The sequence below is a fragment of the Schaedlerella arabinosiphila genome (genome assembly GCF_003885045.1).
Taxonomy (GTDB): domain Bacteria; phylum Bacillota; class Clostridia; order Lachnospirales; family Lachnospiraceae; genus Schaedlerella; species Schaedlerella arabinosiphila.
On record NZ_RHJS01000002.1, the window covers coordinates 1,709,024 to 1,734,218 of the forward strand.

Below are 25,195 nucleotides of genomic sequence, written 5' to 3' on the forward strand. Positions count from 1 at the left end.
CCGGGCAGACAGGCGGCGGACAGCAGGCAACCGGCGGAAGCCGGTTGGTTACAAGTGGGAGGACAGGTAGGATGAAATTATACGAAAATATCAAAAAACTGGTTCAATACGGAATCAATACCGGGCTGACCCCGGAATGTGAACGGATCTATACAACGAATCTGCTTCTGGAGATGTTCCAGGAGAACGATTATGAGGACACGGACTGCGATTTGTCAGACATCGTCCTGGAAGACGTCCTCAAAGAGCTTTTAGACGAGGCATGCGCCCGGGGAATCATTGAGGACAGCATCGTGTACCGGGATCTTTTTGACACGAAGCTGATGAACTGCCTGATGCCCCGTCCGGCACAGGTGCAGAAAAGGTTCTGGGAGGACTATGCCGTTTCCCCGGAGCATGCCACACAAACATACTACAAGTTTAGCCAGGACAGCGATTATATCCGCCGCTACCGGGTCAGAAAAGACAGGAAGTGGACGGTGGACACCGAATACGGCACCCTGGATATCACCATCAATTTGTCCAAGCCGGAGAAGGACCCCAAAGCCATTGCCGCTGCGAGAAACGCGAAAAATTCCGCATATCCGAAATGCCAACTCTGCGTGGAGAATGAAGGCTATGCGGGACGCGCAAACCATCCGGCCAGGGAAAACCACCGGATCATCCCCATCACGATCAACGAATCCGGCTGGGGATTCCAGTATTCTCCGTATGTATATTACAATGAGCACTGCATCGTATTCAACGGGGAGCATACCCCCATGAAGATCGACCGCGCCGCCTTTGTCAAATTGTTTGATTTTGTGAAGCAGTTCCCCCACTATTTCCTGGGGTCCAACGCGGATCTCCCCATTGTGGGCGGCTCCATTTTAAGCCATGACCATTTCCAGGGCGGCCACTATACCTTTGCCATGGCAAAGGCTCCTGTGGTGGAGCAGTTTACCGTGAAGGGCTTTGAGGATGTGAAGGCCGGCATTGTAAAATGGCCCCTGTCCGTGATCCGCCTGCAGTGTGCGGATGAGTCCAGGATCATCGACCTGGCGGAGCATATCCTGAAGGCGTGGAGAGGCTATACGGATGAAGCCGCATTCATTTACGCGGAGACGGAAGGGCAGCCCCACAATACCATCACACCCATTGCGCGCAAGAGGGACGGCCTGTATGAACTGGACCTGACGCTGCGCAACAACATAACCACAGAGGAGCACCCGCTGGGAGTCTACCATCCCCATGCCCATCTGCACCACATCAAAAAAGAGAACATCGGGCTCATCGAGGTGATGGGGCTTGCCGTGCTTCCGGCGCGTCTCAAAGGGGAACTGGAGCTTCTCAGGGAGTACATCCTGGAAGGAAAGGACATCCGCTCGGAAGAAAGCATAGAAAAGCACGCAGGCTGGGTGGAGGAATTTCTGCCCCAGTATCCGGATGTCAATGCGGACAACATCGAAGAAATCCTGCAGAAGGAAGTGGGAAAGGTATTCTGCCAGGTTTTGGAGGACGCGGGAGTCTACAAGTATACACAGGAAGGGCTGGAAGCCTTCCGCAGATTTATCGGGGTGCTTTAAAATATAGAGCGCATATCCTGCTTAGGCTCCAGGATGCAGGCGGTGCAAAGGCAGGATTTGCTGCGTTTTGTTGCTTTTGGTTTCTCGATCCAAAAACTGTGTCGATAGATCCTATGTGGCAGTTTCATATGATACAAAGAATACGGCAAGTCTTAGAGGAAAAGTATGAATTATGGTACCCTGAAAGCAGAACAGTTGGTTTCGCTGCGAGATGCACTGGAGGATCTCATGCTGTTTGTCAAAAAATGGCAGGATCATGACGTTCCGGATTTTTACCGTTATCTGGATTTCATGAAGAATAACATTGAGACCTGCATCCTCACCCGGGAGGACCGAGGCGAAGGGTTGATCTATCTGAGAAAGATCCTGCAGCGGGACTGGGATAAGGCCAACGACGAGTGCGTGGGGATTCCGTCCTGCACGTTGTTTGCGGAAGACCGGCGTGAACTGTTTCTGCAGTATCTGGGTCTTTTGGATGAGGTGGAAAGCTATTTCGCTTTGGACATGGATTTACGATAGAGTCAATGGAATCTCAGAGTTCCTGTAAGCTGCTGAAAAAGCCGGCCCTTTTTCTGACGTTTTCGTCAAAGGGCCGGCTTTTTTCACGCAGGAAACCCGCTTTGAGCCTTGCCGTTGTATACAAATTATGGTAATATAGTTGGCAGATATTGAAGGATTGAGGAGGAAACTATGGAAAACGACGTTGTATCGAAGAATTTTATAGAGCAGGAGATTGATAAAGACCTTGCGGAAGGAGTGTACGATCATGTATGTACCAGGTTCCCGCCGGAACCCAACGGCTACCTGCATATCGGACATGCCAAATCCATACTGCTGAATTACGGGCTGGCCGGGAAGTACCACGGCACGTTCAATATGCGGTTTGACGACACAAACCCCACCAAGGAAAAGGTAGAGTTTGTGGATTCCATCATGGAGGACATCCGATGGCTGGGAGCGGACTGGGAAGACCGCCTGTATTTCGCGTCGGATTATTTTGACCAGATGTATGAATGCGCCGTCCGGCTGATCCAGAAAGGCAGGGCATATGTCTGCGACCTGTCTGCGGAGGAGATCCGGGCATACCGGGGGACCCTGACCGAGGCCGGAAAAGACAGCCCTTACCGGGAGCGTACGGTAGAGGAGAACCTGCGGCTGTTTGAGGAGATGCGCCAGGGCGCATATCAGGACGGGGAAAAGGTACTCCGGGCGAAGATCGACATGGCTTCGCCGAATATCAACATGCGGGACCCGGTGATCTACCGCGTGGCGCGCATGTCCCACCACAGGACCGGAGACAAATGGTGCATTTATCCCATGTATGATTTTGCTCATCCCATCGAGGACGCCATTGAGGGGATTACCCATTCCATCTGTACGCTGGAATTTGAGGATCACCGCCCGCTCTATGACTGGGTGGTCAGGGAATGCGGATTCGAAAATCCACCCCGCCAGATTGAATTTGCCAAGCTCTATCTGACCAATGTAGTGACCGGAAAGCGCTACATTAAAAAGCTGGTGGAAGACGGAATCGTGGACGGCTGGGACGATCCCAGGCTTGTGTCCATCGCTGCGCTGCGCAGGCGGGGCTTCACACCGGAATCCATCAAGATGTTTATCGACATGTGCGGCGTGTCCAAGGCACAGAGTTCCGTGGATTACGCCATGCTGGAGTACTGCATCCGGGAAGATCTGAAGATGAAGAAAGCCCGTATGATGGCGGTGCTGCACCCCATCAAGCTGATCATCGACAACTATCCCGAAGGAGAGACGGAATACCTGGATGTCCCCAACAACTTGGAAAATGAAGCCCTGGGCACACGGAAGGTTCCCTTCTGCCGGGAGCTGTATATTGAACGGGACGACTTTATGGAGGAGCCGCCGAAGAAGTATTTCCGGCTGTTCCCCGGAAATGAAGTACGCCTCATGTCCGCCTATTTTGTAACATGCGAAAGCTTTGTCAAGGATGAGGCAGGGAATGTGACGGAAGTCCACTGTACCTATGACCCGGAGACAAAAAGCGGCAGCGGGTTTAACGCAAGAAAAGTAAAAGGAACCATCCATTGGGTGGCCGCCCCCTATGCACAGAAAGCGGAGGTCCGTCTGTATGAAAATCTGGTGGACGAGGAAAAAGGCGTTTATAATAAGGAAGACGGGTCTTTGAACCTGAACCCAAATTCCCTCACGATTTTGAAGGACTGCTTTGTGGAGCCGGGATTTGAAAAGGCAGAAGCTTACGACAGCTTCCAGTTTGTAAGAACCGGATTTTTCTGCATTGATGCAAAGGATTCCGCGCCCGACGCGCTGGTATTCAACCGGATCGTATCCCTGAAAAGCTCCTTTAAACTGCCGAAGTAAATCCCCTGGGGCGGGAAGCGGTCTGTTCGTTTTAAGGGAAGGGAGGGCTCATACAGTGAACGACCTGACGATCAGCCTGGACGGGGCATCGAAAATACCGCTCTATGAACAGATCTACAGCTACATCAAACAGGAGATCCAGACCGGACGCATCCGAAGCGGCGACAGGCTGCCCTCCACCCGGGCCCTCTGCAGGTATCTGGAGGTCAGCAGAAGTACGGTGGAGCTGGCCTACGAACAGCTTATGTCGGAGGGGTATGTGGAAGCAAAAGCCTGCCGGGGCTATTTTGCCGCCGACGTGGAGGGCTTATATCAGCTGGAGGGCCCTGTGCCTGCCGGCCGGGACGCGGAGATTCCCCAGACTCCCTCCTGGCCCTATGATTTTACGCCCAACGGTGTGGATCTGAACAGTTTTCCCTACAACGCCTGGAGAAAGCTTTCCCGGGAAAGCCTGGTGGACGACCGGGCGGAGCTGTTCCGGCTGGGCAGCCCCCAGGGGGAATACGGGCTGCGCAGCGCCATCTGCAGCTACCTCCATCAGGCCAGGGGCGTCAACTGCACTCCGGAGCAGATCATCGTGGGTGCAGGCAACGACTATCTCCTGATGCTGCTTGCGACGGTGATCGGGCAGGATCACAAGGTGGCCTTTGAGAATCCCACATACCGACAGGCATACCGTTTGTTTGAAAACCTGTCCTTTCAGATCTGTACGGTGGACATGGATGAAAAGGGAATGGACGCGGCCAAGCTGGAAGCCTCCGGCGCGGACATCGCCTTTGTGATGCCCTCCCACCAGTATCCCCTGGGGATCGTCATGCCCATCCGGCGGCGCATGGAGCTGCTGCGCTGGGCGGGGAAGAAGGAAGGGCGCTATATCATTGAGGACGACTATGACAGCGAATTCCGGTACAAGGGGAAACCGGTGCCCGCCCTTCAGGGCTGCGACAGCCGGGAAAAGGTGATCTATATCGGGACCTTTTCCAAAGCCATAGCGCCTGCCATCCGTATGAGCTATCTGGTGCTGCCACGTCCCCTTCTGAAGCGCTACCAGGAGCGGAGCGGATTTTTAAATTCCACGGTGTCCAAGGTGGATCAGCTGATCCTGAAAAAATTTATCGAGGACGGATATTTTGAACGGCACCTGAATAAGACAAGGGCCCTCTATAAGAGCCGGCACGATACCCTGCTTTCCTGCCTGAAAAGCGGCTTGTGCAGGGCGGGCGGGGATGGCAGGCAGGGGAAAAAAACGGAGGATGCCCGGGGAAATACAGGCCCCCGGTTTCGGATTTCCGGGGAGCACGCGGGAGTCCATTTGCTGCTCCATGTGTTAAACGGCATGACGGAACAGGAGCTCATCGACCGTGCCAAAAAACGCGGCGTCCGGGTATACGGGCTGTCCGAATACGACGTGGAGCCCCGGCCGGAAGCGCCTGCGGCGATTCTGCTAGGCTATGCCAATATGAGCGAGGAAAAGATCATGGAGGCCGTAAAGATACTGGAAGAAGAGTGGATGAGCTGATTGGTGTGAAAAAAGATTGTAATTATGATTAAAAAGTATTAAAATAGTAAATGATCTAGTCACGGTATGGAAGAAAGGAGATTTCTGTTTTGAAAAAGAATGTTAGATGGCTGACAGCCCTTGCTGTCGTGGGGACCGTAATTGGTCTGATCATTGCTTATGTGATGCGTAAAAACGACGAGATATCTGATTTTGATGAGGACGATTTTGACGATGAGGACGACTTTGATCTGGACGGCGATTTAAAGCCTGTTTCAGAGCGGGAATACGTGCCCCTCAATAAAGCGGCCGACATGGCGGCTCAGAAGGCGGAAGCAGAAGAGAAAGAGACTAAAGCCCGGGGCGCGGATTCGGAAGGAACGCAGGATTCCGCGGCAGACGAGGCAATCGAACAGGCGGACGAAGAGGCAGAGGATGAGGACGCTTCTTCGGCCATAGAGATCTGACAGTAGGATGGGGTCCCTGAGAGCCTTTGCTCCCATGGGATTTCATTTTGTTTTGGAAAGGATTTTTTATGAGATACAATATTGCCGTAAAGGCAGGGAAACAAGCCAAAAAAGGAGTTCTGCGCGTCATATTCAGCCGTACCGCCCTGATCCTTCTATTGATCCTGATGCAGCTGTCAACCTTTGCCGGGCTGCTCACGATCCTGAGGGACTACATGGTGTATATCTACGGCGTGATGCTGGTAATACAGGCCGGAGTGATCATCTACATCATGAATGAGCAGACCTGTCCTGAGTTCAGCCGTACATGGATTCTCCTGATCCTGATTTTTCCGGTGTTCGGGTGTGCGTTTTATGTGTATGCGAAGATGGAACTGGGCACCCATTTTTTCGGGGAGCAGCTCAAGGAGCGGCAGATGGAGACCTGGCCCTATCTGAAACAGAAAAAGACCATCATCGAGGATCTGCGCGCCAGCAAGCCGGCCAACGCGAACCTGGCCCACTACATGAACCGGTCCCTGCATTTTCCGGTGTACCGCAATACAAGGGCGACCTATTTCAGCTGCGGGGAGGAAAAATTTCCGGCGCTCTTGGATCAGCTCAAAAAGGCGGAGAAGTTTATTTTTCTGGAATACTTTATCGTGGCCGAGGGCTACATGTGGGGCTCCATCTTAAATGTCCTCAAGCAGAAGGCGGCCCAGGGCGTGGAGGTTCGGTTCATGTACGACGGGATGTGCAGCATCTCCCTTCTTCCCTACAATTATCCGAAGATGATTGAAAAATTCGGCATCCGCTGCAAGATGTTCAGTCCCATCCGCCCGGTGCTCACCACCGCGCAGAACAACCGGGACCACCGGAAGATCTGCGTCATTGACGGGAAGGTGGGATTTACCGGGGGGATCAACCTGGGGGACGAGTACATCAACCGGGAGGAGCGGTTCGGGTACTGGAAGGATACCGCGGTCATGCTGGAGGGGGATGCCGTCCAGAGTCTGACCATGTTGTTTCTGCAGATGTGGAATGCCACCGAGCGCAGACCTGAGCACTACGGACGGTATCTGACGAAGCCGGGCAAAGAGCTGCACAGGGAGCTGGGCTTCGTGATGCCCTACGGGGACAGCCCCTTTGACAAGGAGGACGTGGGAGAGGAGGTCTACTGCCACATCCTCAACCATGCCAAGAAGTATGTACATATCATGACCCCGTACCTGATCCTGGACAGCCAGATGATGGACGCCCTCTGCCGGGCGGCCAAGAGCGGGATCGACGTGAAGCTGATTATGCCGGGAATCCCGGATAAACGGTACGCCTTTGCGCTGGCAAAGACGTATTACAAAGAGCTGATCAAGGCAGGGGTCAAGATCTATGAGTTTACGCCGGGGTTCGTGCACGCCAAGGTCTTTGTGTCCGACAACGATACGGCCACCATCGGGACCATCAATCTGGACTACCGGAGCCTGTATCTGCATTTTGAGTGCGGCGTGTTTTTCTATAACAACCCGGTGGTCCGGGATGTGGAGCAGGATTTTCAGAATACCCTCAAAAAATGCCGCCGGATCTCGGTAGCCGACCTGAAAAAGATCAGCCTTCGGATGACCCTTCTCGGCCGGAGCCTGCGGCTGATCGCGCCGCTGATGTAAAAGCCTTCCGCTGCTTACAAAAAGTATTTTACAGACTGCAAAAAGTATAGTATAATGCATACGGCGCTTCGGTGAGGGAGCGTTAATATGAATCACGCAGGAGGGTTTGAAATGGTTAAAGCAGTAGTTGGAGCAAACTGGGGCGATGAAGGCAAAGGCAAGATCACCGACATGCTTGGAAAGGAATCGGATATCATTGTCCGGTTTCAGGGAGGTGCCAATGCAGGGCATACGATCGTAAATAATTACGGGAAGTTCGCGCTGCACACGCTGCCGTCAGGTGTATTCTACAGCCATACAACGAGCGTGATCGGAAACGGGGTTGCACTGGATATCCCCAGGCTTTGCGGGGAGATCCGGTCGATTGTGGAGCAGGGGGTACCCTCTCCGAAGATCCTGGTGTCCGACCGGGCGCAGATTGTGATGTCGTATCATAAGCTGTTCGACGCATATGAGGAAGAGCGGCTCGGCGGAAAGTCATTCGGATCTACCAAGTCCGGGATCGCGCCCTTCTATTCAGATAAATTTGCGAAGATCGGCTTCCAGATCAGCGAACTTTATGACGATGCGCTGCTCAAGGAGAAGTCTGCCCGTGTGGCAGAGCAGAAAAATGTGTTCCTGGAGCATCTCTACCACAAGCCGCTGATCGATCCGGACGCGTTATATCAGGAACTGATGGAATACAAGGAGATGATCGACCCTTATGTGGGCGATGTGTCACTGTTTTTGCACCGCGCCCTTAAGGAAGGGAAGAACATCCTTCTGGAAGGCCAGCTTGGATCGCTGAAAGATCCGGATCACGGAATCTACCCTATGGTAACGTCCTCTTCCACACTGGCCGCATACGGCGCCATCGGCGCGGGGATTCCGCCTTATGAGATCAAGCAGGTCATCACGGTGTGCAAGGCATACTCCAGCGCGGTGGGGGCAGGCGCATTTGTCAGCGAGCTGTTCGGCGACGAGGCGGAGGAGCTCAGAAACCGGGGCGGAGACGGCGGAGAGTACGGCGCCACAACGGGACGGCCCAGAAGGGTAGGCTGGTTTGACTGCGTGGCTTCCAAATACGGATGCCGGATGCAGGGTACCACGGACGTGGCCTTTACGGTATTGGACGTGCTTGGGTATCTAAAGGAGATCCCGGTCTGCGTGGGCTACGAGATCCAGGGGGAGGTGACCACGGACTTCCCGGTGACCCATCTGCTGGATCAGGCGAAGCCGGTGCTGAAAAAGCTTCCGGGCTGGAACTGTGATATCCGGGGAATCCGCACCTATGAGGAGCTTCCAGAAAACTGCAGGAAATATATTGAATTTGTAGAGGAACAGATCGGATATCCGATCCGGATGATCAGCAACGGTCCGGGCAGAGAGGATATCATATACAGATAGGCGGCGCGCCGGGCAGACATTTTTCGCGGGAAAGGATGTCTGTCCGGCTGCTTTTTTTGTTAAGAATTATTAGGAAATTTTAAGAAATGGGTCACGTCCTTGTCACATTTGACTGTTAAGCTGGTATAGAAATGAAAAAAGAGGAATATTCCAGAGGGGCGGACATATAATAGTAAAGCTGGGGTTTATGCACACTGGAGGTAATTTATGCAGCAGACAATGAATAAAAATTTGGAGGATACCATGATCACAATGGAAGAATATTTGAGAAAACGAAACGTAATCAAAGGAAAAGAAGTGCAGGAGAAAGAACAGGGAAAAGACTTACATAGCAGGGAGAAAAACGAATCGGCAGGCGACGAGGCCGCAAAAGTGAACAGCGGGCATTGGTATTCCGTGCTGGCGTTGGCGGAACTGATGCTGATCTGATCAGTCTTCCCCGTCCCGGTGATTGAGGCGGGCAGCAAGAATACAGGCATACAGCAGTACAGGTACAAGGATTGTGGCAGCTACGGAGATCTTCAGCAGATCAGAGAAAACGGGGCTGTCCGACAGAGCAAAGACCAGAGTGGAAATATACAGGGCGGCCAGAAGTACGGCGCCGAGCAGGGCAAGGAATTTTTTTACTTTTTTCATAAGGGGAGACCCTCCTTTACAGATATCCGGGCAGCGAAAAAGCTGACAACAACAAGCAACCATATATTATGAATTATATCTGAATTTGCAGGAAACTTCAATCAGAAAATGAAAAGGGCATGGACAGCAGCAAAAGTGCCGTTTATTATGCATATAGATTAAAATAAGAGTTTACGTAAGAATAAAATTAGTATATAATGGATAGGCGATTTATTTTATGATGAAGGAGTTAAGTACGATGAGTGATAAGAGTTTACTGGAACAATGGCGGGACATGGCTTATGACCAGAAAAAGACAAGAGAACAGCTCAAAAGCCTGTGGGATGCATATTTTGAGGTGGAAAAGGGAGTCTATGAACAGCTTTTGGCCGAACCGGACACGGAAGTGAAGGGAAGCGTCAAAGAGCTGGCTGAAAAATACGGCATGGATGTTATGACCATGGTCGGTTTTCTGGACGGGATCAACGACAGCCTGAAGGAGGCGAACCCCATCGAGACGATGGAGGAGGATACCGTAGTCAGCCTGGCCTTTGACAAGGAAAAGCTGTATAAGAATATGGTGGATGCGAGGGCAGAGTGGCTCTATGAACTGCCCCAGTGGAACAGCATTTTCGACGAGGAGACGAGAAAGCGTTTGTTCTTAGAGCAGAGGAAGTCCGGAACCATCCGCAAGGAAAAGAAAATCGGCAGAAACGATCCGTGCCCCTGCGGAAGCGGCAAAAAATACAAAAAGTGCTGCGGCAGAAATGCTTAAAAGGGCTTAAGCGCCGGGGAGGCAGTCTATCCTGCCGGCCGGCAGGAGTCAAATATCCGTGCAGGCAGGGCTTCTTTGCCGCTGCTTCGAAAGAATAAAGAACCGAATTTCGGGCATACTGATACTGATTTCAAAAAAAGGAGGAATCATTATGCCTGAATTAAAATGTACCGTACAGACATGCAGACACAACAAAAATTTCCTGTGTGACCTGGATCGAATCCAGGTGGGCGGAAGCGACGCGAAGCAGGCCAGAGAGACCTGCTGCGACAGTTTCCAGGAACGATCGGGAGATACGTATTCCAACGTAACAAAAGAGGCGTCTGCTTCCACGAATATCCACTGCGAGGCAAAGGATTGCATGTACAATGAGAAGTGCGCATGCCGTGCCGGAAAGATCAGCGTGGAAGGAAGCAATGCCTGCCGCTGTGAATCTACCGAATGTGCGACCTTTGACTGCAAAGGCTGAGTGTAGTGATCGGAATAGGCTGCGTGCCGTGAACAGCAGCGCTGCGGGAAGATCCGGGATGAATTTCGGATTTTCCCGTATTTGCGTTTGGGTGTTGACCCTCAAGCAAAGGGGCGGTATAATTCTATATATTCGATAACAGTGCAGGAATAGGAAGAAAAGTGCAGGAGTAGGAAGATACGATATGAATCAGAATATGGAACAAAAAAACGAAGGCGGCGAGACAGCAGAGCAAAAAAGCGGGTATTACATAAACCGCCCCAGCTTCGGAAGCAAAGAGCCTTCAAAACTCAAGCAGCATCTGACAAAGGAGAAGTCATTGTTCATTGTCATTGTGGTCGTGATGATGATCTATTTTGCAATGCTGCGTTTGGACGAGATCTCAAAGCTTTTGTGGCTGGTCGTCCATACGATCAAGCCGATCATCTACGGGCTGGCCATCGCTTATCTGCTGAACCCTATCATGAAGTTCGTGGAGCAGCATCTGAGCGCCTTCCTCAAAAAGACATTTCCGAATCTGGAAAAGACGCATCAGATCAGCAGAAGCGTGGGGATACTCTGCGCGGTCATGTTTTTGATCGCGGTGATCGTGGCGCTGTGCAACATGATGATTCCGGAACTCTACCGGAGCATCCGGGATATGGCCGTGACGGTGCCGGGGCAGCTCAATGACGCCCTGGATCTGATTACGAGAACGCTGGCAGGGGATTCCACCCTGGAGCAGGTCTTTACCCGGACGCTGATGGAGGTGACGGATCTGCTGCAGAACTGGATGAAGACGGACATGCTGACCCAGGCAAACGTGGTCATGACGAATCTGACGGAGGGCGTGATCAACGTGGTCAGCGAACTGTTCAACGCCGTCATCGGGCTCATTGTCTCGATCTATGTGCTGTTCAGCAAGGAGACCTTTTCCATGCAGACCAAAAAGATCATCTACGCTCTGTTCCGGCCTTCCCAGGCGAACATGATCCTCCATCTGACGATCAAGAGCAATGAGATCTTCGGCGGCTTTATCATCGGAAAGATCATTGATTCCGCCATCATCGGGGTCCTGTGCTTTGTCTGCCTGTCCATATTGGAGATGCCTTACACGCTCCTGGTGAGCGTGATCGTAGGCGTGACCAATGTGATCCCCTTTTTCGGGCCTTATATCGGCGCCATACCGAGCGCGATTCTCATCATGCTGTCGGATCCGAAGATGGGCGTGTATTTTATCATATTTATCCTGATCCTGCAGCAGCTGGACGGCAATATCATCGGGCCCAAGATTCTTGGGAACTCCACCGGGCTCTCCGCCTTCTGGGTGGTGTTTTCCATCCTGCTGGGGGGCGGCCTGTTCGGATTTGTGGGGATGATCCTGGGAGTGCCTACCTTTGCCGTGATCTATTATATCGTGCGGATGCTGATCAACCACAGGCTGGAGGAGAAAGCCCTTCCCATGGATACGAACTGCTATGATGTGTTCAGTTATGTGGATGCGGACGGAACTTATGTACATTCCAATGAGAATGAATTGAAGAAAGACGAGGAAAAGAAACATGCCGATCAGAGTGCAAAATGACCTGCCGATCAAAGAGGTCTTAGAACGGGAAAATATATTTGTCATGGATGAATACCGGGCGGCCCACCAGGAGATCCGTCCCATCAGCATCGGGCTTTTGAACCTGATGCCGCTTAAGGAGGATACGGAGCTCCAGATCCTGCGCTCCCTGTCCAATACCCCTCTGCAGACGGACGTGACCTTCGTGAGGGTATCCAACCATGTATCCAAAAATACGTCCACCAGCCATATCTACAAATTTTACGAGCCCTTTGAGGCTATCAAAAGGCAGAAGTTTGACGGGTTTATCATCACCGGGGCGCCGGTGGAGCAGATGCCCTTCGAGGAAGTGGACTACTGGGAGGAACTCAAAGAGATCATGGACTGGACCGTGACCAATGTGACCTCCACCCTGCATCTGTGCTGGGGCGCCCAGGCGGGGATCTATTACCACTACGGGATTGACAAGGTTCCCCTGCCGGAAAAGAAATTCGGAATCTTCCCCCATCATGTGAAAAACCGCAGGATTCCGCTGGTCAGAGGCTTTGACGACGTGTTCTATGCCCCCCATTCCAGGCATACGGAGGTTCCTCAGGCGCTTTTGGAACAGGACGGCCGCATGATGATCCTGGCGGACTCCGAGGAGGCCGGGGTCTTTTTGTGCATGGCTAAGGAAGGCCGGCAGATCTTCGTGATGGGACATCCGGAGTATGACCGCATGACGCTGGACAGCGAATACAAACGGGATCTGGGGAAGGGGCTGGATATCCGGATGCCGGTGAATTATTATCCGGAAAATAATCCGGAGAACCGGCCGAACCTGATCTGGCGGTCCCACGCCAACAATCTGTATTCCAACTGGCTGAATTACTATGTATACCAGGTGACGCCTTACGACCTCTACGGGACGCCGGATTTCAGCTGACTCTGTACCGTTTGGAACAGACGGTATACGGATGAAAACGCGGGAAAGCTTCTGCCGGGATTTTTGTGGAATTTTACATGTTGACGGGAATGCGGAACGGTGGTACACTGTTAAATACTAACCGCTTCATCTTGTGGCAGGATAGTAATGCGGACACTAAATATAGAGTTTTTAACAGGAGGCGCAGCGCATGATCAGTGTGGTGAAAAAGGATGGGACCAAGGAGGACTTTAACGTACAGAAGGTGGTTGTGGCAGTGAATAAGTCTGCCTACAGGGCTTTGGTCACATTTACGGATGAGGAACTGGATTTTATCTGCAGGTTCGTGGAAGAACGTGTGAAGAAGATGCACGTATCGGAGATACGGATCGCACAGATGCACAATGTGGTGGAGAGCGCCCTGGAGGCAGTCAATCCTGCGGTGGCGAAGAGCTACAAGGACTACCGGAACTATAAGCAGGATTTTGTGCAGATGCTGGATGAAGTCTATAAGAAGAGCCAGTCCATCATGTACATCGGGGACAAGGAAAACAGCAACACGGACAGCGCCCTGGTGTCCACCAAGCGCAGCCTGATTTTTAATGAACTGAACAAAGAATTATATAAAAAGTTTTTCCTCACAGTGGAGGAGATCCAGGCGATCCGGGACGGATACATCTATATCCATGACATGTCTGCCAGGAGGGATACGATGAACTGCTGCCTGTTTGACGTCCAGAACGTATTAAGCGGCGGATTCGAGATGGGGAACCTCTGGTACAATGAGCCCAAGACGCTGGATACCGCGTTTGACGTGATCGGGGATATTGTCTTAAGCGCGGCGAGCCAGCAGTACGGCGGCTTTACGGTGCCAAGCGTGGACGAGATCTTAGAGCCCTATGCCGAGAAGTCCCACAGACGGCTGATTCAAAAGTACCAGGATCTGGGGCTTGCCGCGGACAAGGCTCAGGAAGTGGCGTGGAAGGATCTGGAGAAGGAGATGGAGCAGGGCTTCCAGGGATGGGAGTACAAGTTCAACTCGGTATCCTCCAGCCGGGGGGATTATCCCTTCATCACCGTGACCGCAGGCACCCGGACCAGCGAATACGGAAAGCTTGTGACCAAAACCATGCTGGAGGTCCGCAAAAAAGGGCAGGGCAAGGCAGGCCACAAGAAGCCGGTGCTGTTTCCGAAGATCGTATTCTTATATGACGAAAACCTTCATGGGCCGGGAAAGCCCCTGGAGGACGTGTTTGAGGCGGGGATCGACTGCTCCAGCAAGACCATGTATCCGGACTGGCTGAGCCTGACCGGGGAGGGCTATGTGCCGAGCATGTATCAGAAGTACGGAAAAATCATCAGCCCCATGGGATGCAGGGCCTTTTTGTCCCCCTGGTACGAGCGGGGCGGCATGGAACCGGCGGACGAGCAGGATACGCCGATCTTTGTGGGAAGGTTCAACATCGGCGCCATCAGCCTCCACCTTCCGATGATCCTGGCAAAGGCCAGGCAGGAGAGCCGGGACTTCTTTGAGGAGCTGGATTATTACCTGAACCTGATCCGCAGGCTCCACCAGAGGACCTATGACTATCTGGGAGAGATGAAAGCCTCCACCAATCCGCTGGCCTACTGCGAAGGCGGATTTTACGGCGGACATCTGGGACTGTACGACAAGATCAAACCGCTGCTCAAGTCGGCCACCGCGTCTTTTGGGATCACGGCCCTGAACGAGCTGCAGCAGCTTTATAATAAAAAATCCATTGCTCAGGACGGGGCGTTTGCGCTGGAGACACTGCAGTTTATCAATGACAGGGTGGCCCAGTTCAAGAAGGAGGACGGGCATCTGTACGCCATCTACGGAACGCCGGCGGAGAACCTCTGCGGGGTGCAGGTCCACCAGTTCCGGAAGAAGTACGGGATCATTGAAAATGTATCCGACCGGGAATATGTCAGCAACAGTTTCCACTGCCATGTCAGCGAGGAGCTTACGCCCATTGAGAAGCAGAACCTGGAGGGACGCTTCTGGAATCTGAGCAACGGCGGCAAGATCCAGTATGTGAAGTATCCGGTCAGCTACAACAAGGAGGCCATCCGCGCCCTGGTTCGAAGAGCCATGAAAAAGGGCTATTACGAGGGGGTAAACCTGTCCCTGGCCTACTGCGACGACTGCGGCCACGAAGAGCTGGATATGGATACGTGTCCGGTCTGCGGCAGCAAGAACCTGACCAAGATCGACCGGATGAACGGCTATCTGTCTTATTCCAGGGTAAAAGGCGATACCAGGCTGAATGAGGCAAAGATGGCAGAGATTGCGGAAAGGAAAAGTATGTAATGCAGTACCATAATATTACAAAAGACGATATGCTCAACGGGGAAGGACTTCGGGTAGTATTGTGGGTGGCGGGCTGTTCCCATGCCTGTCCGGGCTGCCATAATCCGGTCACGTGGGATCCGAAGGGGGGCCTGGAATTTGACAGGGCTGCCCGGCAGGAGCTTTTTGACCAACTGGAGCACAGTTATATCAACGGCATCACATACAGCGGGGGAGACCCGCTGTATGTAGGTAACCGGGAAGCCATCGCGGAGCTGGCCTCGGAGATCCGCGCAAGATATCCCCGGAAGACCCAGTGGCTTTATACCGGATACCAATGGGAGGAGATCCGGGGAGAACGGGTTGTTCCCTATCTGGACGCGGTCGTGGACGGCCACTATGTGGAGGCCGAAAAGGATTCCCTGCTGCCCTGGCGGGGGAGCAAAAATCAAAGGGTGATTGATGTACAGAAGAGTTTGAAGGCAGGAGAAACGATATGCAGAGAATAGCAAAATTTCATAAAGTCAGTGAAGAACGGTTTTTGGAGGACTGGACAGATACCTTTCCGGAGTGCGCCCGGGATGAGGCGGCCCGGATCTATGAGGAGATCCGGCTTCCGAGACGGGCCACGGCAGGCTCCGCAGGCTATGACTTTTATGCGCCCGGGGACATTGTATTAGGCCCTGGGGAGACGGTGAAGATCCCCACCGGGATTCGGGTGGAGATGGAGACGGACTGGGTGCTCAAGTGCTATCCCAGGAGCGGCCTTGGATTCAAGTACAGGCTCCAGCTCAACAATACGGTGGGCATCATTGACAGCGACTATTTTTATTCCGATAACGAGGGGCACATCTTTGCGAAGCTGACCAACGATTCCAGGGAAGAAAAGACCGTGGAGGTCGGCCGGGGGGAAGGCTTCATGCAGGGAATCTTTGTGGAATACGGGATCACGGTGGACGACGATGTCACCGACGTGCGGAACGGAGGATTCGGAAGCACCACCAGGTAAGGCCCGGCCGCTTTTAAAGCCCATGTAAAAAACGGCGGAAACGGGGCAAAAGCAGGTTCTGTAATTCTGATGAAAAAAAGATGAAAAAAAATGGAAAAAAGTGTTGACAATTGGCCGTTCTTAATAGTATAATAGCAAAGCGGGTTCGGGAAAGAGGAACCCGAGGAGAATTAGGGGGTCTTAGCTCAGCTGGGAGAGCATCTGCCTTACAAGCAGAGGGTCATAGGTTCGAGCCCTATAGGCCCCAGGATTTTCTCAAAAGTTTATATGGCGGAATAGCTCAGTTGGCTAGAGCACACGGTTCATACCCGTGGTGTCGCTGGTTCAAATCCAGTTTCCGCTACTGAAAAAGAAGAGTTGATCAGAACTCTTCTTTTTTTCCTTTTCCGAAACTATTTTTCATGTTATAATAGTCAGGATTGATAAGCGGCTGATCCTTACGCGGCTGTAAACCGCAGCATCGGCAACAGAATACGGAGGATAAACGATTGCGTCGGTTGGGATTTATATGGAAGCTTCTGGTGGGGGCTTATCTGATATTTGTAGGTGTGACACTGCTGAATACGATTCTGGAGGTGCGTCCGGGGAATCAGGAGGTGATGTGCGGCATTGCGGCCGTATTTATTCTGGTTGGAGCCGGATACCTGATCGGGCTTCTGGCGGGGGTTGTGAGAAGGACCATGGAAAATCGGGAGCGGACGGATTCGCTGGAGATGGATCCGCCCTATTCTGCCATGCCTGCGCGGGACCAGTCCCTGTTTCGGACTGCCCCGATGATCCTCTTAGATGAGGACGATCAGAGCAGCGATATACAGGAGGGTTCTATCCCAAAGCCGGAGCAGGATCAAAAAGCGTCCGTCAGTCCTGCAACCGTGCGGCTGCAGACAGTCGGGCCGGATACGACGGTATGGAAAAAATAACAAAATAGCAAAAATAGCAAAATGGAAAAATGACAAAAAGGAGAATGGACTATGCGTGTAGGAATGGGTTATGACGTCCATCGGCTGACAGAAGGACGCGACCTGATATTGGGCGGCGTGAAGATCCCCTATGAGAAGGGGCTTTTGGGGCATTCGGACGCGGATGTGCTGATTCACGCGGTGATGGATGCGCTTCTCGGGGCGGCGGCTCTGGGAGATATCGGAAGACATTTTCCGGATACAGACCCCATGTACAAAGGGATCTCCAGTATCCGGCTTTTGGAGCATGTGGGCCGGCTTCTGGAGGAAGAGCGGTACCTGGTGGAAAACATCGACGCCACGATCATTGCGCAGCGGCCGAAAATGCTGCCCCACATTGAATCTATGAGAAAGAATATTGCAGAGACTTTGGGGATTTCCGTCGATCAGGTCAACATCAAGGCCACCACAGAGGAAGGGCTGGGCTTTACCGGCACAGGGGAAGGGATCTCCTCCCAGGCGGTATGTCTCCTGGAGAAGATCACCAACTACAGCAGCTTCGACGTGACACCGGGGGGCGCCTGCAGTACCTGTTCCGGCTGCCGCCGGATTTCTGAGGAACAGGGATAGGCGCCGGGGCGGAAAAATCAGAGTCAAATACCCCGCAGCAATCGTAAAATATCCATGCAAGCATGGCTGCTTGGCTGGTTGCTTCGCGGGAATAAAGGAAGCAGGACAGGATGGAACTTCGAAAGCTGGAACAAAAAGAACACGGGAATACGAGAAAGCTGTGGGAAACCGTGTTTTCAGAGGATACCAGAGAATTTTTGGATTATTACTATTTTTTGAAGACAAGGGACAATGAGATCTTTGTGATGGAGGAAGAGGGCAGGATCTGTTCTATGATCCATCTCAATCCCTATACGCTGCGGATTGAGGAGGATTTCAGACTGTGCCATTATATCGTCGGGGTTGCCACCGGGGAACCTTTTCGGAAGCGGGGCTATATGGGAATGCTTCTGCGCCGGGCGATGCAGGAAATGTACGGCAGGAAGGAGCCCTTTACGTTTTTGATGCCTGCCGCGGAAAGGATCTATACCCCCTATGACTTCCGGTTTGTCTATGACCAGAGGCAGACGGAGGAGTTAAAACCGGAGGATTTCCTTCGTACCCCGGATACCAGCGTCCTGTTTCAGGATGCGTCCCTTGGGGACGCCCGGGAGGCCGCGGCGTTTGCAGAGACCCATTTTGCAGGAAACTCTCAGGTCTGCGCCAGGCGGGATGAAGCCTATTACCAGACGCTGATGTTTGAGCAGCAGAGCGAGCGGGGCGGACTTCGGCTGATCCGGGCGGAGGGAAGGCTTGTAGGCCTTTTTGCCTATGGCGACGAGGACGCTCTGGAGATCCGGGAGCCTCTTTATCTTCCGGAATATGAGTGGGCGTTTCAGGAAGCGGCTGCCCGTCTGGCGGAGGAGAGGGGCAGAGCGGTAAAGCTGTATGCCTGGGAAGGGGGCGCAAAAAAGCAGCCCCTGATCATGGCAAGGCTTCTCCATCTGGAGACCATGCTTTCCTGCATGAAGGTACGGCAGGGGGAGGAGATGGATTGTTCCTTTGCGGTACTGGATTCCATCCTGCCTCAGAACAGCCGGATCTGGCGGATTCGGGGCGGGGCGGACACGAACCGGAAGGTGCTGGCCCAAGAGACAGAGGACTCCGAGGGCGTGATCACCATCGGGGCTTTGGCGGGACTTCTGTTCGGATACCGGAGTGTAAAAGAGGCGGCCCGGGAAGAGGATGTGTTTATGACAGAGCATTTGAAGCGGGAACTGGAAAAACTCCAGGTGCTGAAAACGGTCTGTCTCAATGAGATAGTATAATGCCTGCACATAGCGTCTCAGGACGTTTGCCCGGCGGCAGCCTGCAGGCATATGGGGAGGTCATAAATGGGAATCATATCTTATATCAAAGAGGAAATTCAGGTGATCCGGGAGAGGGACCCGGCCATCAAGTCCAATATGGAGGTGCTGCTGTATCCCAGCTTTAAGGTGATCTTAAGCTACCGGGCGGCACACAAGCTGTATCGGAAAAAGCATTATTTCCTGGCCCGCTGGATTTCCCAGAGGGCGGCAAGAAAGACCGGGATCGAGATCCACCCCGGAGCGCGGATCGGGAAGGGACTGTTCATCGACCACGGAAGCGGCGTGATCATCGGGGAGACCACCATCATCGGGGACAATGTGACCCTCTACCAGGGAGTTACCTTGGGAGGTACCGGGAAGGAAAAGGGAAAGCGGCATCCCACCCTGAAGGACAACGTCATGGTCAGCGCCGGGGCCAAGATCCTGGGATCCTTTACCATCGGGGAAAATTCCAAGATCGGGGCAGGCTCCGTGGTGCTTGAGGAGGTTCCGCCCAACTGCACTGTAGTGGGGGTACCGGGGCGGATCGTCCGGATGGGCAACCAGAAGGTGCCCCGCACGGAGATGGACCACGTCCATCTGCCGGACCCGGTGCTCGGCGATATCCGGGCGCTTCAGCAGGAAAACGAGCAGCTGCGCCGGCAGATGGCGGAGCTGGAGAAGCGGATGGGCTCCTGACAGCACAAACGATAAGAACGATTGCCGGAAAAAGGAAGCAGCGGTTGTGGGAAGATCTGTCCCCGGCGCTGCCCATAGAATAACCTATCAGGAAGAGAGGAAAGACAGCCATGAAATTATATAATACCATGTCTAAGAAAAAAGAGGAGTTCATCCCTTTGGAACCGAATAAGGTCAGGATGTACGTGTGCGGGCCAACCGTCTATAATTTTATCCATATCGGAAACGCCCGGCCCATGATCGTATTCGATACGGTGCGCAGGTATTTTGAGTATAAAGGGTATGATGTGAATTTTGTATCCAATTTTACCGATGTGGATGACAAGATCATCAAGAAGGCGCTGGAAGAAGGGGTATCGGCAGATGAGATTTCCAGCCGCTACATCGAGGAGTGCAAAAAGGACATGGAGGGGATGAATGTAAGGCCGGCCACGGTGCATCCCCTTGCCACACAGGAGATCGGCGGCATGATCGAGATGATCCGGACGCTGATCGACAAGGGCTTTGCCTATGAAAAGAACGGCACCGTGTACTACCGCACCAGGAAATTTGCGGAGTATGGGAAGCTCTCCCATAAGAATCTGGACGACCTGCGTTCCGGAAACCGCTCCCTCCTTGTGACCGGGGAGGATGAGAAGGAAGATCCCCTGGATTTTGTACTCTGGAAGCCCAAAAAGGAAGGGGAGCCCGCCTGGGAATCTCCCTGGAGCGAAGGGCGTCCGGGGTGGCACATCGAATGCTCGGAGATGTCCAAAAAATACCTGGGCGAACAGATCGACATCCATGCGGGCGGGGAGGATCTGATTTTCCCCCACCATGAAAATGAAATCGCCCAGAGCGAGGCGGCCAACGGAAAAGAATTTTCGAAATACTGGCTCCACAACGGCTTTCTCAACATCGACAACCGGAAGATGTCCAAATCCCTGGGCAATTTCTTTACGGTCCGGGAGATCAGCGAGAAGTATGACCTCCAGGTCCTGCGTTTCTTCATGCTCAGCGCCCATTACCGAAGCCCCTTGAATTTCAGCGGAGAGCTGATGGAAGCGGCTAAGAACGGGCTGGAGAGGATCGTGACGGCTGCAGACCACCTGCGGTTTTTAATTCAGAACGCGCAGACCACGCCTTTACAGGAATCAGAGAAGGAAGCCTTTGAGAAGATTCAGGAGTATGCAGAGAGCTTTGAGAACGCCATGGACGATGATTTTAACACGGCAGACGCGGCGGCGGCGGTGTTTGAGCTGGTGAAGCACGCCAATACGACGGCAGGCGGGGAGAGCTCCAAAGAATACCTGCAGGGGCTTCTGGATATGCTCGTGAAGCTGACGGATGTGCTGGGAATCATCGTGGAGAAAAAGGAAGAGCTGCTGGATGCGGATATTGAGGCTTTGATCGCAGAACGGCAGGCGGCAAGGAAGGAAAAGAACTTTGCCAGGGCGGACGAGATCCGGGATGAGCTGCTTGAGAGAGGGATCATTTTGAAGGATACGCGAGAAGGAGTACAATGGAAAAGGGCATGACGTTTGAGTTTTATGATCATATCCGGGATGTACTGGGGCTTAAGGAGGCGGAGGCGGACAGTTTTTCGCCCCTTGTCCTGGCATACATGGGGGACTGCGTGTTCGACCTGATCATCAAGAGTATGGTGGTCAGCAGGGGAAATAAGCAGGTTCACAGGATGCATGAGGAAACCAGCAGCTATGTGCAGGCTTCGGCGCAGTCTCTGATGATGCGCACCATACAGCAGCATCTGACGGAGGAGGAGCACGCGGTTTACCGCAGGGGGCGCAATACCAAGTCTGTTTCCCCTGCGAAGAATCAGAGCATCACGGATTACCGCAGGGCCACCGGATTTGAGGCGCTGCTGGGATACCTGTTTTTGAAGAAACGATATGCCCGCCTGATGGAACTGGTCAGGATCGGGCTGGACAGCCTGGAAAATGCGGGCGATTGTGAATAGGCAATGTGAGAGAATCTGCTTTCGCAGATGGGTTACAGGGTTACGATTCACAGCAATTTACAGGAGATGGGATATGAAAAATATAGAAAAAGAGACAAAAACGGCGGATTTGGATGTACTCCAGGAGCAGCCGCTTCTGATTGAGGGAAGAAACGCCGTGCTGGAGGCATTCCGCTCGGGAAAGCCGGTGGATAAGCTGTTTGTGCTGGACGGATGCCAGGACGGCCCCATCCGTACGATCATCCGGGAGGCAAAGAAGCACGATGTGATCCTGAATTTTGTAGGGAAGGAGCGTCTCAACCAGATCTCCGGGACAGGAAAGCACCAGGGGGTCATCGCTTTTGCGGCGGCCTATGAATACGCCCAGGTGGAGGATATGCTGGCGCTTGCGAAGTCACGGGGGGAGGATCCCTTTCTGATCCTCCTGGACAATATCGAGGACCCTCACAACCTGGGGGCCATCATACGGACGGCCAATGTGATGGGCGCCCATGGGGTGATTATCCCCAAGCGCCGGGCATCCGGGCTTACGGCTACGGTGGCGAAAACCTCTGCCGGGGCGCTGAATTACACTCCGGTGGCCAAGGTGACCAATCTGGCAAGGACCATTGAAGAACTAAAAGAACAAGGACTCTGGTTTGTCTGCGCGGATATGGACGGGGAGGCTCCCTATAAAATGAACCTGACCGGCCCCATCGGCCTGGTCATCGGCAATGAAGGGGAAGGCGTCGGACGGCTGGTACGGGAGCGCTGTGATTTTCTGGCAGGGATTCCCATGAAAGGGGAGATTGATTCCCTGAACGCGTCTGTGGCGGCGGGAGTGCTTTCCTATGAGATCCTGCGGCAGCGGCTGCACAAAGCCGGGGAATGACCGGGGGCATCGGCCTGGTATACCGGGGACGGAGGTGGAACCATGGGAATATATGACACGATGACGGATGAGCAGCTCATATCCCGTCTCCGAGGAGGGGAACGGGATATCATGGATTACCTGATGGTAAAATATAAATCCATGGTGCGCCGCAAGACCAGGGAGATGTTTTTAATCGGCGGGGAAAATGACGATCTGATCCAGGAGGGGATGATCGGGCTGATGAAGGCGGTGCAGAACTATGACCCGGAGCAGGGCAACAGCTTCCAGAGCTTTGCCGAGCTGTGCGTCTCCCGCCAGATGTACAGCGCCATCGAAGCCTCCCAGCGGAAAAAGCATTTGCCGCTGAACTCTTATGTATCCCTGTATGAGGTGGAAGAGGACGAAGACGAGAGAAAGGAGATCCCGCTGATTGATAAGATCCGGTCGGATGTGGACAACAATCCTGAAGTCCTGTATGTGGGGAAGGAGTATGTAGAGATATTTATTGAGAACCTGAAGGACTCCTTAAGCGCGCTGGAAAACCACGTGCTCTATCTGCATCTGATGGGAACCGATTACCGCACCATTGCGGAAATCCTGAATAAAAGCCCCAAGACCGTGGACAACGCGCTGCAGCGGATCAAGGCAAAGGCGGGGAAGCTTTTGCGGAGCAGATGACAGAATGATTGAGAACAGCACATCAGGAGGAAAGGAACTATGAGATTTGTGATTCAGCGGGTAACCAGGTCCAGCGTGTCCGTGGACGGGACAACCATCGGGAAGATCGGGAAAGGATTCCTGGTATTGATCGGGATTTCCCAGGAGGATACCCAGGAGACTGCGGACAGGCTGGTAAAGAAAATGACCGGGCTTCGGATCTTTGAGGATGAGAACGGAAAGACGAACCTGTCCCTGGCGGATGTGGGCGGGGCTTTGCTTTTGATCTCCCAGTTTACGCTGTATGCCAACTGTAAAAAGGGAAATCGCCCCAGCTTTACCGAGGCCGGTTCTCCGGAGAAGGCAAACGCGCTCTATGAATACATCATCCAGGCATGCCGTGAAAAGGTTCCGGTTGTGGAGACGGGAAGCTTCGGGGCAGAGATGGAGGTCAGCCTGGTCAATGACGGGCCGTTTACGATTCTGCTGGATTCGGAAAAAATGTGACAAATTCCGAAAAAAATATTGACAAATTACCAGGTTATGGTGTATAGTATTAATGTTGTGTGACATGATGCTCCGGTTTATCTGGCAGTAGAAAAATATGTTGCAGGCTGCCTTGGCGCAGCAGGTAGCGCGCATCCTTGGTAAGGATGAGGTCGGCGGTTCAAATCCGCTAGGCAGCTTTGGAATAGTTAAAAATAAAGGCTTTTCAAGGAAATCATTCTTTGAAATGTCTTTATTTTTATTTTATTATCCGAACGAGTGATTTTCATTTTCTGTTTTGAGGTAGAAATTACAAATTTATTGTTTTTCTGGTAGTGGTTTGCTATAATTTAATTGATATCGTATAGAATGTATGAAACAGCAGAAAGTATATTTGGTGTATAGTTTAAGATTTTTATATCGTCCTAAAAGTGTATAAATGTAGATATAGTTGAAAGGATGTGTTTTTATGGCATATGATACGTTAGTCAGAGAAGCGAAAGACCTTCCAGAAGATATGATAGTGCAGATCATCAATTTTATGAGATTTTTGAAATACGCATCGAAAAAGGAACAGACAGAACATTCTATAAGTAATGATATTACATTTCGCAGAACAGTAAATCCGTTAGCGGATGAATTTATTTCTATTGCAGAGGATTTTGACGAAACACCAGAATGTTTTAAGGAGTATTTATAATGTATCTATTGGACACCAATGCCCTGTTATACTTTTTATATGATAGTGAAAAACTTTCAAAAAGAGCATCAAAAATCATTTACCATAATGATGAAAAAATCAGTGTAAGCATTGTTTCCATGTGGGAAATTGCGATTAAGTCAAGCATTGGGAAATTGGAAATTAAAAGTTCAATTTCTAAGATTGTGGGAACTTGCGAAAACGAGCAATTTGAAATTCTTCCCATAAAACCGTTTCATCTGGACGAAATTGGACGGCTTCCACCGATTCATGGAGATCCGTTTGACCGACTGATTATTTCACAGGCCATTGCAGAAAACTTGATAATTATTACAAAGGACGGAACAATACCAATGTATAATGTCAAGGTTTTGTGGTAAATAGAATTTGGAATGCATATACAGAAAACCTGCCATTGGTAGCTTTTCTGTATATGATGATATGGGTCTGTCAGGAAACAGCTGAATTTCCCGACAGACCCTTTTTTTGGTATCATCGTACACAGA

27 protein-coding genes and 3 tRNA genes are annotated in these 25,195 nt (G+C 52.2%); 29 read left to right on the forward strand and 1 reads right to left on the reverse strand.

The window, feature by feature from the left end; genetic code table 11:
- Nucleotides 1–71: 71 nt before the first annotated feature.
- The 8 genes from galT (at nt 72) to EBB54_RS08480 (ending at nt 9,343) form a co-directional block, all read left to right on the forward strand.
- Nucleotides 72–1,565 carry a UDP-glucose--hexose-1-phosphate uridylyltransferase gene (gene galT / locus EBB54_RS08445; RefSeq protein ID WP_125127091.1) on the forward strand — a complete coding sequence of 498 codons (1,494 nt, stop codon included), beginning with the start codon at nt 72–74 and terminating at the stop codon, nt 1,563–1,565.
- Nucleotides 1,566–1,730: 165 nt separating this feature from the next.
- On the forward strand, nt 1,731–2,084 hold the full coding sequence (locus EBB54_RS08450; RefSeq protein ID WP_125127092.1) for a hypothetical protein: 354 nt from the start codon (nt 1,731–1,733) through the stop codon (nt 2,082–2,084).
- 171 nt (nt 2,085–2,255) lie between these two features.
- Nucleotides 2,256–3,923, forward strand: a complete 1,668-nt coding sequence (locus tag EBB54_RS08455) for a glutamine--tRNA ligase/YqeY domain fusion protein (protein ID WP_125127093.1) — start codon at nt 2,256–2,258, stop codon at nt 3,921–3,923.
- A 55-nt stretch (nt 3,924–3,978) separates the two neighbouring features.
- On the forward strand, nt 3,979–5,442 hold the full coding sequence (gene pdxR, locus EBB54_RS08460; RefSeq protein WP_125127094.1) for a MocR-like pyridoxine biosynthesis transcription factor PdxR: 1,464 nt from the start codon (nt 3,979–3,981) through the stop codon (nt 5,440–5,442).
- An 89-nt stretch (nt 5,443–5,531) separates the two neighbouring features.
- Entirely contained in the window at nt 5,532–5,888 is a 357-nt protein-coding gene (locus EBB54_RS08465) for a hypothetical protein (RefSeq protein WP_125127095.1), read from the forward strand.
- A 68-nt stretch (nt 5,889–5,956) separates the two neighbouring features.
- Entirely contained in the window at nt 5,957–7,528 is a 1,572-nt protein-coding gene (cls, locus tag EBB54_RS08470; RefSeq protein ID WP_125127096.1) for a cardiolipin synthase, read from the forward strand.
- Between the two features lie 111 nt (nt 7,529–7,639).
- Nucleotides 7,640–8,914, forward strand: coding sequence for an adenylosuccinate synthase (locus EBB54_RS08475; protein WP_125127097.1), 1,275 nt, complete (start codon nt 7,640–7,642; stop codon nt 8,912–8,914).
- 207 nt (nt 8,915–9,121) lie between these two features.
- On the forward strand, nt 9,122–9,343 hold the full coding sequence (locus tag EBB54_RS08480; protein WP_125127098.1) for a hypothetical protein: 222 nt from the start codon (nt 9,122–9,124) through the stop codon (nt 9,341–9,343).
- On the opposite strand, the gene EBB54_RS08485 is transcribed toward EBB54_RS08480, so the two are convergent.
- Nucleotides 9,344–9,550, reverse strand: coding sequence for a hypothetical protein (locus tag EBB54_RS08485; RefSeq protein ID WP_125127099.1), 207 nt, complete (start codon nt 9,548–9,550; stop codon nt 9,344–9,346).
- Between the two features lie 238 nt (nt 9,551–9,788).
- Here EBB54_RS08485 and EBB54_RS08490 point away from each other — a divergent pair, with 238 nt between their 5' ends.
- The 21 genes from EBB54_RS08490 (at nt 9,789) to EBB54_RS08590 (ending at nt 25,069) form a co-directional block, all read left to right on the forward strand.
- The gene (locus tag EBB54_RS08490; RefSeq protein WP_004079286.1) at nt 9,789–10,304 is read left to right on the forward strand and encodes an SEC-C metal-binding domain-containing protein; all 516 of its coding nucleotides are present in this window, start codon (nt 9,789–9,791) and stop codon (nt 10,302–10,304) included.
- A 151-nt stretch (nt 10,305–10,455) separates the two neighbouring features.
- A complete protein-coding gene (locus tag EBB54_RS08495; protein ID WP_125127100.1) occupies nt 10,456–10,773 on the forward strand; it encodes a DUF1540 domain-containing protein in 318 nt (105 codons plus the stop codon).
- Nucleotides 10,774–10,957: 184 nt separating this feature from the next.
- Nucleotides 10,958–12,337, forward strand: coding sequence for an AI-2E family transporter (locus tag EBB54_RS08500; protein WP_125127101.1), 1,380 nt, complete (start codon nt 10,958–10,960; stop codon nt 12,335–12,337).
- The gene (gene metA / locus EBB54_RS08505) at nt 12,315–13,241 is read left to right on the forward strand and encodes a homoserine O-acetyltransferase MetA (protein ID WP_125127102.1); all 927 of its coding nucleotides are present in this window, start codon (nt 12,315–12,317) and stop codon (nt 13,239–13,241) included. Before EBB54_RS08500 ends, metA begins: the two co-directional genes overlap by 23 nt.
- A gap of 190 nt (nt 13,242–13,431) precedes the next feature.
- Complete coding sequence (gene nrdD, locus EBB54_RS08510) at nt 13,432–15,552, forward strand: anaerobic ribonucleoside-triphosphate reductase (RefSeq protein WP_125127103.1); 2,121 nt, start codon at nt 13,432–13,434, stop codon at nt 15,550–15,552.
- Nucleotides 15,552–16,040, forward strand: coding sequence for an anaerobic ribonucleoside-triphosphate reductase activating protein (gene nrdG / locus EBB54_RS08515; RefSeq protein ID WP_125127104.1), 489 nt, complete (start codon nt 15,552–15,554; stop codon nt 16,038–16,040). Before nrdD ends, nrdG begins: the two co-directional genes overlap by 1 nt.
- Complete coding sequence (locus tag EBB54_RS08520) at nt 16,028–16,540, forward strand: dCTP deaminase/dUTPase family protein (protein WP_125127105.1); 513 nt, start codon at nt 16,028–16,030, stop codon at nt 16,538–16,540. Before nrdG ends, EBB54_RS08520 begins: the two co-directional genes overlap by 13 nt.
- A 174-nt stretch (nt 16,541–16,714) precedes the next feature.
- Nucleotides 16,715–16,787 (forward strand) — tRNA-Val (locus EBB54_RS08525).
- 22 nt (nt 16,788–16,809) lie between these two features.
- Nucleotides 16,810–16,883: transfer RNA gene (locus EBB54_RS08530), tRNA-Met, on the forward strand.
- 154 nt (nt 16,884–17,037) lie between these two features.
- Nucleotides 17,038–17,460 (forward strand): hypothetical protein, encoded by a 423-nt coding sequence (locus EBB54_RS08535; protein WP_243127588.1) that lies wholly within the window; start codon nt 17,038–17,040, stop codon nt 17,458–17,460.
- A 51-nt stretch (nt 17,461–17,511) separates the two neighbouring features.
- Nucleotides 17,512–18,069 (forward strand): 2-C-methyl-D-erythritol 2,4-cyclodiphosphate synthase, encoded by a 558-nt coding sequence (ispF, locus tag EBB54_RS08540; protein ID WP_004079256.1) that lies wholly within the window; start codon nt 17,512–17,514, stop codon nt 18,067–18,069.
- Between the two features lie 110 nt (nt 18,070–18,179).
- The gene (locus tag EBB54_RS08545) at nt 18,180–19,316 is read left to right on the forward strand and encodes a GNAT family N-acetyltransferase (protein WP_125127107.1); all 1,137 of its coding nucleotides are present in this window, start codon (nt 18,180–18,182) and stop codon (nt 19,314–19,316) included.
- Nucleotides 19,317–19,382: 66 nt separating this feature from the next.
- Nucleotides 19,383–20,036: a serine O-acetyltransferase EpsC gene (gene epsC, locus EBB54_RS08550; protein WP_004079254.1), complete on the forward strand. Its 654-nt coding sequence runs from the start codon at nt 19,383–19,385 to the stop codon at nt 20,034–20,036.
- Between the two features lie 110 nt (nt 20,037–20,146).
- On the forward strand, nt 20,147–21,553 hold the full coding sequence (cysS, locus tag EBB54_RS08555; protein ID WP_125127108.1) for a cysteine--tRNA ligase: 1,407 nt from the start codon (nt 20,147–20,149) through the stop codon (nt 21,551–21,553).
- Nucleotides 21,538–21,993 carry a Mini-ribonuclease 3 gene (locus tag EBB54_RS08560; RefSeq protein ID WP_004079252.1) on the forward strand — a complete coding sequence of 152 codons (456 nt, stop codon included), beginning with the start codon at nt 21,538–21,540 and terminating at the stop codon, nt 21,991–21,993. The genes cysS and EBB54_RS08560 overlap by 16 nt, the downstream gene beginning before the upstream one ends.
- Before the next feature lie 73 nt (nt 21,994–22,066).
- Complete coding sequence (rlmB, locus tag EBB54_RS08565; protein WP_125127109.1) at nt 22,067–22,864, forward strand: 23S rRNA (guanosine(2251)-2'-O)-methyltransferase RlmB; 798 nt, start codon at nt 22,067–22,069, stop codon at nt 22,862–22,864.
- Between the two features lie 42 nt (nt 22,865–22,906).
- Nucleotides 22,907–23,524, forward strand: coding sequence for a sigma-70 family RNA polymerase sigma factor (locus EBB54_RS08570; RefSeq protein ID WP_004079250.1), 618 nt, complete (start codon nt 22,907–22,909; stop codon nt 23,522–23,524).
- Nucleotides 23,525–23,563: 39 nt separating this feature from the next.
- Entirely contained in the window at nt 23,564–24,010 is a 447-nt protein-coding gene (gene dtd / locus EBB54_RS08575; protein WP_125127110.1) for a D-aminoacyl-tRNA deacylase, read from the forward strand.
- A 106-nt stretch (nt 24,011–24,116) separates the two neighbouring features.
- Nucleotides 24,117–24,189 (forward strand) — tRNA-Thr (locus EBB54_RS08580).
- A 269-nt stretch (nt 24,190–24,458) separates the two neighbouring features.
- Entirely contained in the window at nt 24,459–24,689 is a 231-nt protein-coding gene (locus EBB54_RS08585; protein ID WP_004079246.1) for a DUF2281 domain-containing protein, read from the forward strand.
- The gene (locus EBB54_RS08590) at nt 24,689–25,069 is read left to right on the forward strand and encodes a type II toxin-antitoxin system VapC family toxin (RefSeq protein WP_125127111.1); all 381 of its coding nucleotides are present in this window, start codon (nt 24,689–24,691) and stop codon (nt 25,067–25,069) included. The genes EBB54_RS08585 and EBB54_RS08590 overlap by 1 nt, the downstream gene beginning before the upstream one ends.
- The last annotated feature ends 126 nt before the right edge of the window (nt 25,070–25,195 follow it).

Coding starts and splice junctions, on each gene's coding strand:
- galT (WP_125127091.1), top strand. CDS start 72: ATGAAATTATACGAAAATATCAAAAAACTGGTTCAATACGGAATCAAT.
- EBB54_RS08450 (WP_125127092.1), top strand. CDS start 1,731: ATGAATTATGGTACCCTGAAAGCAGAACAGTTGGTTTCGCTGCGAGAT.
- EBB54_RS08455 (WP_125127093.1), top strand. CDS start 2,256: ATGGAAAACGACGTTGTATCGAAGAATTTTATAGAGCAGGAGATTGAT.
- cls (WP_125127096.1), top strand. CDS start 5,957: ATGAGATACAATATTGCCGTAAAGGCAGGGAAACAAGCCAAAAAAGGA.
- EBB54_RS08475 (WP_125127097.1), top strand. CDS start 7,640: ATGGTTAAAGCAGTAGTTGGAGCAAACTGGGGCGATGAAGGCAAAGGC.
- EBB54_RS08480 (WP_125127098.1), top strand. CDS start 9,122: ATGCAGCAGACAATGAATAAAAATTTGGAGGATACCATGATCACAATG.
- EBB54_RS08485 (WP_125127099.1), bottom strand. CDS start 9,550: ATGAAAAAAGTAAAAAAATTCCTTGCCCTGCTCGGCGCCGTACTTCTG.
- EBB54_RS08490 (WP_004079286.1), top strand. CDS start 9,789: ATGAGTGATAAGAGTTTACTGGAACAATGGCGGGACATGGCTTATGAC.
- EBB54_RS08495 (WP_125127100.1), top strand. CDS start 10,456: ATGCCTGAATTAAAATGTACCGTACAGACATGCAGACACAACAAAAAT.
- EBB54_RS08500 (WP_125127101.1), top strand. CDS start 10,958: ATGAATCAGAATATGGAACAAAAAAACGAAGGCGGCGAGACAGCAGAG.
- metA (WP_125127102.1), top strand. CDS start 12,315: ATGCCGATCAGAGTGCAAAATGACCTGCCGATCAAAGAGGTCTTAGAA.
- nrdD (WP_125127103.1), top strand. CDS start 13,432: ATGATCAGTGTGGTGAAAAAGGATGGGACCAAGGAGGACTTTAACGTA.
- nrdG (WP_125127104.1), top strand. CDS start 15,552: ATGCAGTACCATAATATTACAAAAGACGATATGCTCAACGGGGAAGGA.
- EBB54_RS08520 (WP_125127105.1), top strand. CDS start 16,028: ATGCAGAGAATAGCAAAATTTCATAAAGTCAGTGAAGAACGGTTTTTG.
- ispF (WP_004079256.1), top strand. CDS start 17,512: ATGCGTGTAGGAATGGGTTATGACGTCCATCGGCTGACAGAAGGACGC.
- EBB54_RS08545 (WP_125127107.1), top strand. CDS start 18,180: ATGGAACTTCGAAAGCTGGAACAAAAAGAACACGGGAATACGAGAAAG.
- epsC (WP_004079254.1), top strand. CDS start 19,383: ATGGGAATCATATCTTATATCAAAGAGGAAATTCAGGTGATCCGGGAG.
- cysS (WP_125127108.1), top strand. CDS start 20,147: ATGAAATTATATAATACCATGTCTAAGAAAAAAGAGGAGTTCATCCCT.
- EBB54_RS08560 (WP_004079252.1), top strand. CDS start 21,538: ATGGAAAAGGGCATGACGTTTGAGTTTTATGATCATATCCGGGATGTA.
- rlmB (WP_125127109.1), top strand. CDS start 22,067: ATGAAAAATATAGAAAAAGAGACAAAAACGGCGGATTTGGATGTACTC.
- EBB54_RS08570 (WP_004079250.1), top strand. CDS start 22,907: ATGGGAATATATGACACGATGACGGATGAGCAGCTCATATCCCGTCTC.
- dtd (WP_125127110.1), top strand. CDS start 23,564: ATGAGATTTGTGATTCAGCGGGTAACCAGGTCCAGCGTGTCCGTGGAC.
- EBB54_RS08585 (WP_004079246.1), top strand. CDS start 24,459: ATGGCATATGATACGTTAGTCAGAGAAGCGAAAGACCTTCCAGAAGAT.
- EBB54_RS08590 (WP_125127111.1), top strand. CDS start 24,689: ATGTATCTATTGGACACCAATGCCCTGTTATACTTTTTATATGATAGT.